This is a genomic window from Myxococcus sp. MISCRS1 (assembly GCF_026626605.1).
GTDB classification, from domain to species: Bacteria; Myxococcota; Myxococcia; order Myxococcales; family Myxococcaceae; genus Myxococcus; species Myxococcus fulvus.
Genome location: NZ_JAPNKB010000001.1, coordinates 717,033 through 730,127 on the forward strand (window position 1 = coordinate 717,033; position 13,095 = coordinate 730,127).

The 13,095-nt window shown below is 70.6% G+C and carries 12 protein-coding genes; 3 read left to right on the top strand and 9 right to left on the bottom strand.

The genetic code is table 11. From position 1 onward, the window contains the following. The first annotated feature begins 6 nt into the window (after positions 1-6). Together OWM54_RS02570 and OWM54_RS02575 are read left to right on the top strand one after the other, a co-directional pair. Positions 7-489 (top strand): FAS1-like dehydratase domain-containing protein, encoded by a 483-nt coding sequence (locus tag OWM54_RS02570; RefSeq protein WP_141332445.1) that lies wholly within the window; start codon positions 7-9, stop codon positions 487-489. A 15-nt stretch (positions 490-504) separates the two neighbouring features. After that, positions 505-1,041 carry an AAA family ATPase gene (locus OWM54_RS02575; protein ID WP_267696526.1) on the top strand — a complete coding sequence of 179 codons (537 nt, stop codon included), beginning with the start codon at positions 505-507 and terminating at the stop codon, positions 1,039-1,041. A gap of 33 nt (positions 1,042-1,074) precedes the next feature. Here OWM54_RS02575 and OWM54_RS02580 read toward each other — a convergent pair whose 3' ends face one another. From OWM54_RS02580 to OWM54_RS02620, 9 genes are all read right to left on the bottom strand, one after another. Further along, positions 1,075-1,776 (bottom strand): bleomycin resistance protein, encoded by a 702-nt coding sequence (locus tag OWM54_RS02580; RefSeq protein WP_267696527.1) that lies wholly within the window; start codon positions 1,774-1,776, stop codon positions 1,075-1,077. A gap of 122 nt (positions 1,777-1,898) precedes the next feature. Beyond that, a complete protein-coding gene (locus tag OWM54_RS02585; RefSeq protein ID WP_223784663.1) occupies positions 1,899-2,717 on the bottom strand; it encodes a tetratricopeptide repeat protein in 819 nt (272 codons plus the stop codon). Next, positions 2,718-4,559 (bottom strand): molecular chaperone DnaK, encoded by a 1,842-nt coding sequence (gene dnaK, locus OWM54_RS02590; RefSeq protein ID WP_141329672.1) that lies wholly within the window; start codon positions 4,557-4,559, stop codon positions 2,718-2,720. Between the two features lie 20 nt (positions 4,560-4,579). Continuing rightward, positions 4,580-5,938, bottom strand: coding sequence for a J domain-containing protein (locus OWM54_RS02595; RefSeq protein WP_267696528.1), 1,359 nt, complete (start codon positions 5,936-5,938; stop codon positions 4,580-4,582). A 111-nt stretch (positions 5,939-6,049) separates the two neighbouring features. Continuing rightward, on the bottom strand, positions 6,050-7,285 hold the full coding sequence (locus OWM54_RS02600) for an aspartate aminotransferase family protein (RefSeq protein WP_046713256.1): 1,236 nt from the start codon (positions 7,283-7,285) through the stop codon (positions 6,050-6,052). A 46-nt stretch (positions 7,286-7,331) separates the two neighbouring features. After that, the gene (hslU, locus tag OWM54_RS02605) at positions 7,332-8,738 is read right to left on the bottom strand and encodes an ATP-dependent protease ATPase subunit HslU (protein WP_267696529.1); all 1,407 of its coding nucleotides are present in this window, start codon (positions 8,736-8,738) and stop codon (positions 7,332-7,334) included. A gap of 10 nt (positions 8,739-8,748) precedes the next feature. Next, positions 8,749-9,276 (bottom strand): ATP-dependent protease subunit HslV, encoded by a 528-nt coding sequence (gene hslV, locus OWM54_RS02610; protein WP_223751764.1) that lies wholly within the window; start codon positions 9,274-9,276, stop codon positions 8,749-8,751. A 72-nt stretch (positions 9,277-9,348) separates the two neighbouring features. Beyond that, on the bottom strand, positions 9,349-10,251 hold the full coding sequence (locus OWM54_RS02615) for a tyrosine recombinase XerC (protein ID WP_223751765.1): 903 nt from the start codon (positions 10,249-10,251) through the stop codon (positions 9,349-9,351). 60 nt (positions 10,252-10,311) lie between these two features. Then, the gene (locus OWM54_RS02620) at positions 10,312-12,579 is read right to left on the bottom strand and encodes a kinesin (RefSeq protein ID WP_267696530.1); all 2,268 of its coding nucleotides are present in this window, start codon (positions 12,577-12,579) and stop codon (positions 10,312-10,314) included. 194 nt (positions 12,580-12,773) lie between these two features. Between OWM54_RS02620 and OWM54_RS02625 the strand changes: the two genes are divergently transcribed. Continuing rightward, positions 12,774-13,085, top strand: coding sequence for a hypothetical protein (locus OWM54_RS02625; protein WP_267696531.1), 312 nt, complete (start codon positions 12,774-12,776; stop codon positions 13,083-13,085). The last annotated feature ends 10 nt before the right edge of the window (positions 13,086-13,095 follow it).

Below are 13,095 nucleotides of genomic sequence, written 5' to 3' on the forward strand. Positions count from 1 at the left end.
ACCACCATGGCCATCGACAAGCGCTTCATCGGCCGGGAATACGGCCCGTACACGTACACGATTGGCGCGGAGAAGCTGCGCGAGTTCGCGCTGGCGCTCGGCGGCGCGCACCCGGCCGCGGGCACGCCGGGCGAGGCTCCCGCGCACGTCAGTCCCCTCCTCCACGACGAGCAGGCCGCGAAGGCGGGGCCGTATGGGGATTTGATTGCGTTCCCCAGCTTCGCCGTCGTCTTCGCCATCCGGCCCTTCGGCTCGGCGGTGGCGGACCCGGAGCTGGGCGTGAATCTGCTGATGCTGGTGCATGGCGAGCAGGAGCTGGAGTTCCTGGACGTCATGCGTCCGGGCGATGTGATGACCACCACGGGCCGCATCGCGAACATCTATGAGAAGGCGGGCATGGAGTTCGTCGTCGTCACCAGCGAGTCGCGCAACCAGCGCGGCGACGTGGTGGTGAAGGGCACCTGGACCGCCGTCATCCGCGGTTCGTAGTCCCCCGCTCGCGCCATGAGGATCGCCTTCTGCGGTACCCATCGCGCGGGCAAGTCGACGCTCCTCGAGGAGCTGGCGGAGCTGCTGCCCTCTTCCTACGTGACGGTGGATGAGCCGTACCACCAGCTGGAGGAAGAGGGGCACGAGTTCGCGCAGCCCCCGTCCCTGGAGGACTTCGAGGCGCAGCTGGTTCGCTCCCTCGAGAACCTGGCGGAGGAGGACGGGCGCGACGTGTTGTTCGACCGGTGCCCCGTGGACTTCCTCGGCTACCTGCGGGCCCACGAGGACGGTGACGCGTTCGACCTGGACGCGTGGCTGCCGCGGGTGCGCGAGGCCCTGCGCAAGCTCGACCTGGTGGTGTTCGTCGGCATCGAGTCGCCGGATCGGATCGCGCTCTCCGCCTCGGAGGACGCGGAGCTGCGGCAAGCCGTGGATGAGACGTTGAAGGAGCTGCTCCTCGACGACCCGCATGGGCTCGGCGTGGCGGTGCTCGAAGTCGAGGGGAGTCCGAGGACACGCGCGAAGCAGATCCTCGAGCACCTCTCACGGTAACGAGGCGCCCGCCGCGGACCATGGGCTGACGGCTCAGACTCGGAGGAGGCGCTCCAGGGACTCACGCTCGTCCTGCAGGGAGCCCCGCTCCGGCTTCGACAAGGTCAGGGAGTCCAGCTCTCGCAGCAGGGACTTCGCCCTCGGCGCGTCGTCCAGCACCACGGCCAACTCAGCGCGCGCCAGGCATGCGCGTGCCCGCTCCACCCCCGTCCCGCCGTCGGGCTTCTTCAGCGCGACATCGAGGACCTTGGCCGCGGAGGCATCGTCGTTCTTGAAGTCGCGCAAGCGGCGCGCGGTCTTCAGCGCCTTGGCCAGGGCGGACTGGGGCTCCTGCCCGTCATCCCCGTGGCCCGAGGGCTCGTCACGACGGATGAAGATGACCGAGTTCCCAGAGGGGTCGACGATGGTGAAGCGCGACTGCCCCGTCCGCATCCGGGTGATTCGGGGGACGCCACGCAGCGGCAGCTTTCCGTACTGCTCGCGCAAGGCGCTCGCGAAGTGCTCGTGCAGACGTTCGACCTCGTCCACGATGATGAGACAGGTGCTGAAGGCCGTCGCCGGGTCCAGGCCCTTCAGGCCGAAGAAGTGGAGATGAGCGCCCCCTCGTCGGGCCGCCGCGTAGGGATTCGGCGTGCGCTGCTGGTACGTCACGTCGAAGCCCAGCAAGCCGTAGAACGCGAGCGTCGACTCCAGTTCCACACAGGGCAACGCCGGGATGCTGGCATCCGCGTGCATGGCAGGTACTCCTCTTCAACGGCGGTCCTGGAAAGCCGCACGACAAGACAGGAACCTGTCATCCAGACAGCCAGCTGTCAATCAGGCCAGGCAGAATGAAGGTGCGGCAGCCGAATCGGGACTCAGGCGGCGGCGATGACGCCTTCGTCGAGGAGCTGCGCGAGGATGCGGGCGGTATCCAGCCGCGTCATCCCCGACAGTGAGAACAGGTCCTCGAACGTCACGGCGCCGTCGATCTGCGCGAGCACGAAGCCCGCGCGGTGGTCCAGGCTGAGCCAGATGATGTCGTCGGCCTGGAGCCGGACGCGAGGCACCCGCCCCAGGTCTCCGAGCTTCGACTCCAGCATCGCCATCAGCATCCGCTCGCTGCGCGCCCGCAGCGCCTCGACGCGAGGGTCTCCGGGCGCCAGCTCCTGCGCCTTGAACAGCAGATCCACCGCGCCCGAGTGGTCATCCAGCTCCAGCAGGTCCGCCGCCCCGCGCAGCAGCCGCTCCAGCTCGCTCTCCGTGGCGGGGACGCCGTACTCGTCCGTCTCGCCTTCGGGGATGCCGTACTCCTGCGTCGTGGACTCGTCGCGCGCGAGCAACTCCAGCACGTCGCTCCCCGGAGTGGGCTCGTCGACGTCGGGAATCAGCACGCTGGGAGAGCGCTCCTCGTCCTCCTCGTCCAGCGGCCCGCCCTCCCCTTCCGCCCACGCCCCCCAGTCACCCTCCAGCGACGCCAACGGCGTGCCGCGCGTCCCCGCATCCAACGGCCCCGGCGAGAACGGTGAGCTCTTCCCTGGCGAGGCCTCCAGCGAGGCGAGGCAATCCCGCGCGCGGACGTTCTGCGGGTCCAGCTCCAGCGCCCGCTCGAAGAGCTTCTGCGCGCCCTGGGCATCGCCGCTCAGGCGCAGCCACAGTCCGGCCTCGACGAGCTGGTTGGCGCGCTGGCTGCCCATCTATCGCCCCACACCGCCACGCGCGGAGCCCTTGAGCTGCGCCAGACACCCGGCGAGCAGCTCACACGCCCGGCCCAGCGCGGCCACGTCCTCGTTGGCGCGGACCTGGCGCGCGTGCTCCAGCACCTGCTCGGCCCGAGGCACCGCGTCCGGCGTCAGCCCACCACCGCCCGGCAACAGCCTCGCCCGCGTCAGCGCGTCCATGACGTCGCGCGCGAGCGTGTCCAGCTCCACGCGCTTGACCTTCAGCTCCTCGGAGATGCGCGCGGCCATGAGGTAGCCGCGCTGCTCGTCCATGATGCGCTTGAGCTCCTCCTCGGTGAGGCCGCTGGACGCGGTGACGGTGATGGACTGGCGCAGCCCCGTCTCCCTGTCGCGCGCGGAGACGGACACGATGCCCTCCGCGTTGATGTCGAACGTCACCTCGATCTCCACCTGCCCGCGGAGCGCCTCACGCAGGCCGGTGAGGACGAACTCGCCCAACAGCTCGTTCTGGTGCGCCAGCTCGTGCTCGCCCTGGAGCACCATGATCTTCACCAGCCGCTGGAAGTCCTTCGACGTCGCGAAGACCTCCGTGGCGGACGTGGGCACCGTGGTGTTCTTCGGGATGATGCGCCGCACGAAGCCCCCGGCGATGGCCACGCCCAGGCTCTGGGGCGTGACGTCCAGGAGCAGCAGCTCGCTCTCCTGCGCCACCAGCGCGTGCGCCTGCACCGCCGCGCCCAGGGCCACGACCTCCTCGGGGTGCACGCCCTTGCACGGCTCGCGGCGGAAGTAGCCGCGCACCGCCTCCACCACCTTCGGCATGCGCGACATGCCGCCGACCAGGATGACCTCCTTCAGCTCCGACGCGCGCACCCCCGCCTCGCCCAGCACCTCCGTGGTGATGCCCACCACGCGCTCGGCCAGGTCCGCCGTCAGGTCCTCCAGCTTCTCTCGCGACAGCGCCGCCTGCAGGTGCAGCGCCGCGCCTCCACCCGGGGGCGTGCTGATGAACGGCAGGTTGATCTGCGCCTCGCGCACGCTGGACAGCTCGACCTTCGCCTTCTCCGCCGCGTCCTTGAGCCGCTGCAACGCCATGCGGTCCTTGCGCAGGTCGATGCCGTGCTCCTTCGCGAAGCCGAAGACGAGCCACTCGATGATGCGGTTGTCCCAGTCCTCGCCGCCCAGGTACGTGTCGCCGCCCGTCCCCACCACGTCGAAGACGCCCTGGTTGATCTCCAGCACCGACACGTCGAACGTGCCGCCGCCCAGGTCCAACACCGCCACGCGGCCGTTCACCGTGCGGCTGAAGCCGTACGCCAGCGCCGCCGCCGTGGGCTCGTTGATGATGCGCAGCACGTCCAGCCCGGCGATGCGGCCCGCGTCCTTCGTCGCCTGGCGCTGGGCGTCGTTGAAGTACGCCGGCACCGTGACCACGGCCTTCGTCACCGGCCTGCCGAAGTGCGCCTCCGCGTCCGCCTTCAGCTCCTGGAGGATCATCGCGCTGATCTCCGGGACGGACAGGTCCTTGCCCCCCATCCGGATGCGCAAATCGTCGTGCTGTCCGACGACCACCTCGTAGGGCAGCGAGCGCAGCGCGTCCTGCACCTCGTGCGAGGAGAACTTCCGGCCGATGAGCCGCTTGGCGGCGTACACCGTCTCCTGCGGGTTGGTGATGGCCTGGCGCTTGGCGATGCCGCCCACCAGGCGCTTGCCGTTCTTCGACACCGCCACCACCGACGGCGTCAGCGCCATGCCGGTGCGGTTCTTGATGACGATGGGCTGCCCGTCCTGGACGGTCGCGACGATGCTGTTCGTCGTGCCCAGGTCGATGCCAATGAGAGGTTCGGACTCAGCCATGGGTGAGCGTGCTCATCCTACTAGAACGTCCAGCGCAGCTTCTTGAGCGCCGCCTTGGCCTCGGCGTTGTCGGGGTCCAGCTTCGCCGCGTCCTCGAAGACCCGCTTGGCCTGCTTCTTGGCCCCTGACTCCATCAGCACCCGTCCCAACAACACCTGGTGCTCCACACGCCCCGGCAGGAGGTCCACGGCGCGCTGCGCCAGGACGCGCACCTCTCCGACATCCTGGCCCTGCTGAAGCCCCAGCTTCGCCGAGCGGAAGGCCGCCTCGGCGCTCTGGTTGTCCAGCGAGAAGGCGAGCCGGTACGCCGCGAGCGCCCCGACGTCGTCCCCGTGCTGCTCCAGCTCCCGCCCCCGCGTCACCTCGACGGAGGCCCGCTGCTCGTCGTGACGGCGGCGCGCCTCCACCAGCAGCGTCGCCACCTCGCGGTTCTTCGGGTCCATCGTCTGGACCTGGTGGAAGTCCTGGTACGCGCGCTCCCAGTCCCCTCGGGCCACGGCCGCCTTGCCCCGGGCCACCAGCTCCGTCAGGCGCACGTTCTTGGCCATGTACGGGTGACGGGCGAGCCGGGCCTGTCGCTCGGCGCGCCGGGCCTCCGACTCCGCGTCGTTCACCGGTGGCGGTGCGGGCGCGCGCGGCGGCGGCGGCGCGGGCCGGGCCATGCGCAGGGGCGAGGGCGCGGGCGGAGGCGTGAGGCCAATGGGCGTCAGCTCCGTGGCCGGATACGAGGCCGCGGCTGGAGCCGGCGAGGAGGCCACGGGCGGCGGTGTCGAGGGAGCCGAGGCGGCGGCGGAGGCCTGTGCGAGCGCCGGGTTCGCCTTGAGGTACGCGTCGCGCTTGTCCTGCTGGCTGAGGACGTTGTGGGCGTCGGTGAGCTTGCGGAAGATGCGCTCCATCCGCGCGCGGAAGCTGCCCAGGTTCTTGCCGAAGTAGCGGTCCGGGTGGAAGCGGCGCGACGCGTTGTAATACGCCTGCTTCACCTCGGTGGCGGGAGCGCCCGGACGCAGGCCGAGGACGGCGAAGTAGTCCAGGCCGTCCAGCGCGCGCTCCAGGTCGATGATCTCCTTCTTGCGCTCCGGCTCGAGGTCCACCTCCTCGGCCATCGCCGCGTCCACGGCGGGCGCCGGCTGGTTTCGCTGCACCACGCGCGCCGGGACGATGGCGCCCTTGGCGCGCAGCGCCAGCAGCACGGCGATGGTGCGCGCCTCACCCAGGGTGGAACGTGACAGCACCTGGTCGATGCGCTCCACCCTGCCGACGAGCGACAACACGCCCGCCTCCTCCGGCGAGAGCTGGAGGCGAGCGAGGTCCAGGTTGGGCACGGTGGCGATGTGGTCCGTCCGGGCCCCCAGGCCGACAATCGTGTTTGACGCGCTCACAGGACGGTCCGCTGAAGGGTTGCCGAATGGAACAGCCTAGGTTTGGGGGACGCGGGGCGTCAAACACCCAGTGTCCCCCAACCCGCGGCTCCGGCCGAGGGGAGGCCGCCCTCAGAGGGCGGTCAGCACCCGCTCGATGATGGCCAGGCTCTGGTCCAGCTCCTCCCGGCTGATGGTGAACGGAGGGGCGAAGCGCACGGTCCGCTCCCCCGCGGCGTTGCCGAGCACCCCCGCCTCGCGCAGCTTGCCGAGCACCTGGGGCGCGTCGCGGTCCATCTCCAGGCCCACCAGCAGGCCCTGGCCCCGGACCTCCACCACGCGGCCCGCGGGCAGCCGGGACTGGATGCCCCGCAGCTTCTCCAGGAAGTACGCCCCCTTGGAGTTCACCTCGTCGAGGAAGCCCGGCTGGCGGATGACCTTCAGCACCGCGTTGGCGGCGGCGGCGGCCACCAGGTTGCCACCGAAGGTGGACCCGTGGCTGCCGGGCACCATGCTCGCGCCCACGTCGTCGCGGCACAGCATGGCGCCGATGGGCAGGCCGTTGCCCAGCGCCTTGGCCATGCTGATGGCGTCCGGGAGGATGCCGTCGCGCATGAAGCCGAACGGGATGCCCGTGCGCCCCATGCCCGTCTGGATTTCATCCACCAGCAACAGCAGGCCCTTCTCGTCGCACAGCGCCCGCAGGCCCTTGAGGAAGCCCGCGGGAGCCTGACGCACCCCGCCCTCGCCCTGGACGGGCTCCACCAGGATGGCGGCCGTGGTGGGCTTCACCGCGGCGCGCACCGCGTCCAGGTCCCCGTAGGGCACGTGGTGGAAGCCCGCGGGCAGCGGCTCGAAGCCCGCGTGGTACTTCGGCTGTCCGGTGGCCGTGACGGTGGCCAGGGTGCGGCCGTGGAAGCTGCGCTCGAAGGTGATGACCTCGAAGCGCTCCGGCGTGCCCCGGTCCTTCATCACCTTGCGGGCCAGCTTCAGCAGGGCCTCGTTCGCCTCCGCGCCCGAGTTGCAGAAGAACGCGCGCGACAGGCCGCTCCACTCGCACAGCTGCGCCGCCAGGTCGATCTGCGGCTGCGAGTAGAACGCGTTGGAGACGTGCCACAGGGTGTCCAGCTGCGCGTGCGCCGCCGCCACCACGTCCGGGTGACAGTGCCCGAGCGCGCACGTGGCCACGCCCCCGATGAGGTCCAGGTACTCCCGCCCATCCGCGTCCCACACGCGCGTACCCTGCCCACGTGCCAGGACGATGGGCTGCTGCTTGTAGTTCTGCAGCAGGTGGTGGCGGGCCTTCTGGATGAGGGTGTCGTTGGAGCTGGGGGCGGCCGAGGGCACGGGTTGCGGCAAGGGAGTCAACCTTCCTTGTGGTGAGGGCACTGCGGTGTGCGCGCCATATAGCGCGCTAGAGGATGTAGCGCGACAGGTCCTCGTCCTGGACGATGGCGCCCAGCCGCTCGCGCACATAATTGCCGTCCACCTGGAAGTCCCGGGGGCCCAGCTCGCTGGCGGAGAAGGAGACCTCGTCGAGCAGCCGCTCGAGCACGGTGTGCAGGCGGCGAGCGCCGATGTTCTGCGTGCGCTCGTTCGCCTGCTGGGCGATGCGCGCCAGCTCCGTCACCGCGTCGTCCGTGAAGGACAGGCGCACGCCCTCGGTGGAGAGCAGCGCGGTGTACTGGCGCAAGAGGGAGTTCTTCGGCTCGCGCAGGATTCGGATGAGGTCGTCGCCGGAGAGCGGCTCCAGCTCCACGCGGATGGGGAAGCGGCCCTGCAGCTCCGGGATGAGGTCGCTGGGCTTGGAGACGTGGAAGGCGCCCGCGGCGATGAAGAGCATGTGGTCCGTCTTCACCATGCCGTACTTGGTGTTGACGGTGGAGCCCTCGACGATGGGGAGGATGTCGCGCTGCACGCCCTCGCGCGAGACGTCCGGGCCTCCCCCGCCCTTGCCGCCGCCGTCGCGGCTGGCGATCTTGTCGATCTCGTCGATGAACACGATGCCGCTCGACTCGGCGCGCACCACCGCCTCGCGCTGGACGCGGTCCGGGTCCACCAGCTTCTGGGCCTCCTCCTGACGCAGGAACTGGAGCGCCTCCGGCACGCGCACCCGACGCCTGCGCGTCTTGCTCATGCCGGGCATGTTCTTGAAGAGGTCCTGCAGGTTGACGCCGATCTCCTCCATGCCCTGGCCGGAGAAGCCGCGCATGAAGGTGGGCGCGCTGTCGCTCGTCTCCACCTCCACGAACTGGTCATCCAGCGTGCCCGCGCGCAGCTGGGCGCGCAGCTTCTCGCGCTCGTGGTCGCCCAGGCGCTGGGGCGCGGGCTGCGCAGGCGGCGGCGCGAAGCCGAACGGCGGCGGCGAGGACGGCGTGCGCGGCGCGCCGTTGTTCTGGAGCAGCTCCATCAGCCGGTCCTCGGCGAGCTCCTCCGCGCGGGGGCGGACCTTCTCCGTCTCCTCCTCGCGCACCAGGCCGATGGCGGCCTCGACGAGGTCGCGGATCATCGACTCCACGTCGCGGCCCACGTAGCCCACCTCCGTGAACTTGGAGGCCTCCACCTTGACGAACGGCGCCTGCGCCAGCTTCGCGAGCCGGCGGGCGATCTCCGTCTTCCCCACGCCGGTGGGGCCGATCATGATGATGTTCTTCGGGTGGATCTCGTCGCGCAGGTCGTCGGAGACCTGCTGGCGGCGCCAGCGGTTGCGCAGGGCGATGGCCACCGCGCGCTTGGCGGCGTTCTGCCCGACGATGTAGCGGTCCAGCTCGCCCACCACCTCGCGAGGCGTGAAGGCGGACGTCTTGCGCGATTCGGCCACGGGGAGGCTCCTAGAGCTCTTCGATGGAGATGTTGGAGTTGGTGTAGATGTCGATTTCGCCCGCGATGGAGAGCGACTGCTGCGCCACCTCGCGAGCGGTCAGCTGCGTGTGGGCCATCAGCGCCCGGGCGGCGGCGAACGCGTAGGGGCCTCCGCTGCCCACCGCGGCGATGCCGTGGTCCGGCTCGATGACGTCCCCGGCGCCGGACAGGATGAACGTCTTGTCCTTGTCCGCGACGACGAGCAGCGCCTCCAGCCGGCGCAGGAAGCGGTCCGTGCGCCAGTCCTTGCCCAGCTCGACGCAGGCGCGCGCCATGTTCTTCTGGTGCTCCTTGAGCTTGCCCTCGAAGCGCTCGAACAGGGTGAAGGCATCGGCGGTGCTGCCCGCGAACCCGGCGAGGACCTGCCCCTCGCCCAGCTTGCGGACCTTCTTCGCCGTGTTCTTCATCACCGTCTTTTCGAGCGAGACCTGACCGTCGCTGGCGATGGCGACCTTTCCGTCGCGTCGCACACAGAGGATGGTGGTGCCGTGGAACATGGAGCGGGTTTAACAAGCCGCGCCCCGCGTTTCCAAGGAACACCGCCCGCCTGTCCGCTCCCGCACCGTTTCTCAGGCGCGGGGGTGGGCGGCGTCGTAGACCTGCTGGAGCTGCTCCCAGCTGACGTGGGTATACCGCTGCGTGGTGGACAGGCTCGCGTGGCCCAGCAGCTCCTGGATGCTGCGGATGTCCGCGCCCCCACCGAGCAGGTGCGTGGCGAACGAGTGACGCAACGCGTGCGGACTCACCTTGCGCGCCAGCGCGCACTTGAGCACGTGCTGGTCCAGGTGTCGGCGGATGCTCCGAGGCGTCAGCCGGCCGCCGCGGAAGTTGAGGAAGATGGCCTCCGGCGCCTGCCCCGGCCTGGGCTCCGCGAGCAGCTCACCCCGGCGCGCCAGGTACGCCTCCAGCGAGCGGATGGCCTGCGCGTTGACGGGCACCAGGCGCTCCTTGCTGCCCTTGCCCATGACCCGGACGATGCGGCCGCTCCGGTCCACGGCGAGCAGGTCCAGGTCACACAGCTCGCTGATGCGCAGCCCGCCGCCGTAGAGCATCTCCAGGATGGCCTTGTCGCGCAGGCCGAGCACGGACTTCAAGTCGTGCACGTCGAGCAGCGCGAAGACCTCCTCCACCGGCAGCACCTTGGGGAGCGCCTTGGGCAGTTTCGGGCTCTTCACCAGCTTGGCGGGGCTGGCGGGCAAGAGCTTCTGGCGCACCAGGTACTTGTAGAAGGACTTGATGGAGGCCAGGCGCCGCGCGCGGCTGGCGGGCGCGTGGTCCACGCTCAGGGTGCCCAGGTAGCCGCGAATCGCCGCGTGCGTGCCGGCGAGCAGGGACGACTTCATCCGCTCGACCAGGTAGCGCTCGTAGTCCACCAGGTCGACCAGGTAGTTGCGCACCGTGTGCGGGGACGAGCCCTTCTCGTCCTCCAGGTGGACCCGGAACTTCTCCAAGAGCGGCGACAGGTTCGTCATGGCGAGGTCGAGCGTAGGGGGCCCGGAGAGCCTCGCAAGATTCCGGGCCCCACGAAACCCCTACTTCGTCGGCACGGCCGGGGCGGTGGGCACGACGACCGGCGCGACGGGAGGCGTGGGCAGCAGCGCCACGCACGTGGCGTCCGACAGCCAGGCCTTCTGGCACATCCAGGTGAGGATGGGGTTGCGCACCTGCCAGAGCAGGATGAACAGCACCAGCGCCGCGAGCCCCAGGCGGGACCACCAGGACAGCCCCTCCTGCTCGCCATCCTCGTCCTGCTGGGCGAGCAGCGCCGGGCGGACCATGTCTCGGTGGTCCACCCGCGCGCCCTTGGGCAGCCGGGGCCGGCGCGTCACCAGCGTGGACAGCCCGCGCGTGAGCATCAGCCGATCATTGAGCGCCCAGCCGGAGCCCTCCAGCAGCAGCGCCAGGTTGCGCCGACGCAGCTTCAGCCAGCCGAGCAGCCCCGCCGGCGCCATCACCGCGATGGCGATGAGCGACGCGGCCGTGATGACGTCCCCCAGCGTCAGGGACTTCACCTGCGAGACGATGAACGCGAACGAGGAGCCGAGCGCCGCGGCCGCGATGCTGCCGGCCGCGATGACCCCCGCGAGCCCGCCAGGCGCCGCCGCGGGAGCGGGAGCGGGCGCCGCCGTGGCCGGAGCCGGGGGCGCGGTGGGGGATGGGGCCGCGGCCACCGTCTTCGCGTAGCCCTCCTCCAGCGTCGCGTCGAAGGTCTTCTCGCCCGCGGTGGCCATGCCCTCCACCTTGCTGGTGATGAAGCCGGCCATGCGCGTGAAGGGCATGGTCATCGACTCCCACAGCGACACGGGCTGACGGATGACGTGCGTGACCGTGGCGTCGTGCTCCTGGTTGTCCACGTCGTAGAAGACGCCGCGCTTGCCCACGACGAGGTCGGTGCTGCGGCCGCGCGTGACGGGCACCGCCACCTCGTAGCCGGGCGTGCCGTCCTTGGGCGCGACCATCACGTAGAGGATGCACGTGGTGCCCTGGCTCGTCAGCGCGGCGTGCTCGGCGCGGTTCTTGGCGAGCACCGACAGCGTGTACTTGCGCCCGCCGAGGATGAGCGTCCCGCGCTCCATCAGCGCCGGGGCCTTGGGCAGGTACAGGTTGGGCATGCTGATGAAGTTGTTGGCGAACACCAGCAGCCATCGCTGGTAGAGCACCAGTCGCTCCAGCTCGATGATGGACGCGAGCGTGGGCGCCAGCGCGAGGTCCGCCTGGCTCGCGGCGTCGAGCGCATCCACGTCCGCGAGCGACACCGTCTCCAGCGAGCCGGCCAGCTTGTGCAGGGGGCTCGCGTCGCGCGTCGCGAACCACGCGAGCACCGCGTCCGCCTTCGCCACCAGCTCGCGCCACGCCGTGTCCGTCAGGCGCTCCGGGTCCCCCGTCAGCGGCGCCGCGACGTCGCGACGGAACGCCTGGAGCTGCTCGTACGCGGGGCCGCGCAAGAGGCGCGACCACTCGAGCACACCCGCCGCGTCGGGAGGAGCAATCGGCAGGTCGCCCGCGGCCTTGCCCAGCGCGGCCGTGTCACCGAGCACGCCCTCCACCCGCTCCGCGCGCAGCCGCAGGGCCGCCGCCGCCTCGGGCTGCGCGGCGACGAGCCGGCACTGCAGGAAGTACGCGTCCAGGAGCGGCGCCACCTCGCGGATGCGCTTCGCGCGCGCCTCGCTCTCCTCGCCCCAGACGAAGACGTCGCCGCGCTTGCCCAGGTGCGTGAGCAGCGCCTGACGCTCGTCGCGGAAGCGCTGGAGCATGGGCTTGTCGACGCCCGCCTCCCCCGCGCGGTTCTTCACCTCGGGGAAGGACGCCATGATGTCGCGGGCGAGCGGACGCAGGGACTCCGGCAGCCGATCCGGGGCGATGATGCCGTCGCCGTTCTGCCCCGCCTTGCGCAGCGCCTCGTCGCTGGCGCGGACCTGGGCCAGGGAGATTCGGCCCGTGTCCGCCGCGCCCACGGTGCGCAGGATCATCTCCGCCGCGCTCCGCAGCGGGGCCCCCTCCGAGGACAGCGCGTTGAGCTCCAGCACGTCGCTGCTCGCGTCCGCGCCGCGCCGGTCCTTCAGGTGTCGCGCGGCCCAGTCCACCGCGCTGCGGACCTCCGCCACGCGGACTCGGCCATTGCCATCCGTGTCGAGGAACTTGAGGAAGGCCGGGTCACAGCTCAAGCCCTCCAAAGGGCACGCCGTGGCAATCCACTGCGTCTCGGGGATGCGCGAGGCCTCCACGAGCACGTCGAAGGTGGGGATGTCGACCTGGAGCGAGCCGCCATAGCGGCGATACGTGAGCGGAGTCGAAGTCATGCGCGCCGCGGACCTAAGCACACCCGAGGACCCTCGGGCGACACCGAGCGAGGGGCTCCTGGGTTGTCATCCCGGACCCGGTGTCTGCGGGCCAGGACGACGGCGCGGGCCAAGCCATCGGAACGACGTGCCTCCCGCTGGCGAGGCCCCTGCACCCGTCGGCGGCACACCGCTTCACCTCCGCGAGGGAGCCGATGCACACCGCCGCCACCACCGAGTACGACGACCGTTTCCACCTGAGCCGCAAGCGCTACTTCCAGCTGCTCGCGCTCTCCAGTCTCTGGTTCACGGTGAACAACACCCCACTGCTGCCCGTGGGGTTCTTCTTCGCGCTGCGCTTCGTGGGCGCCAACTACGAGACGACCTTCTTCCACTCGCTGCGCACCGGCCACAAGGTGGTGCTCGCATGCCTGGGCGTGGCGCTCTTCTCCGTGCTCGCCTTCGGCCCGCACGCGGGCTTCAGCATCGGGGACGGAGGCGTGAGCTTCCAGCTCACGCTCCGGTGAGTCCCGAGGT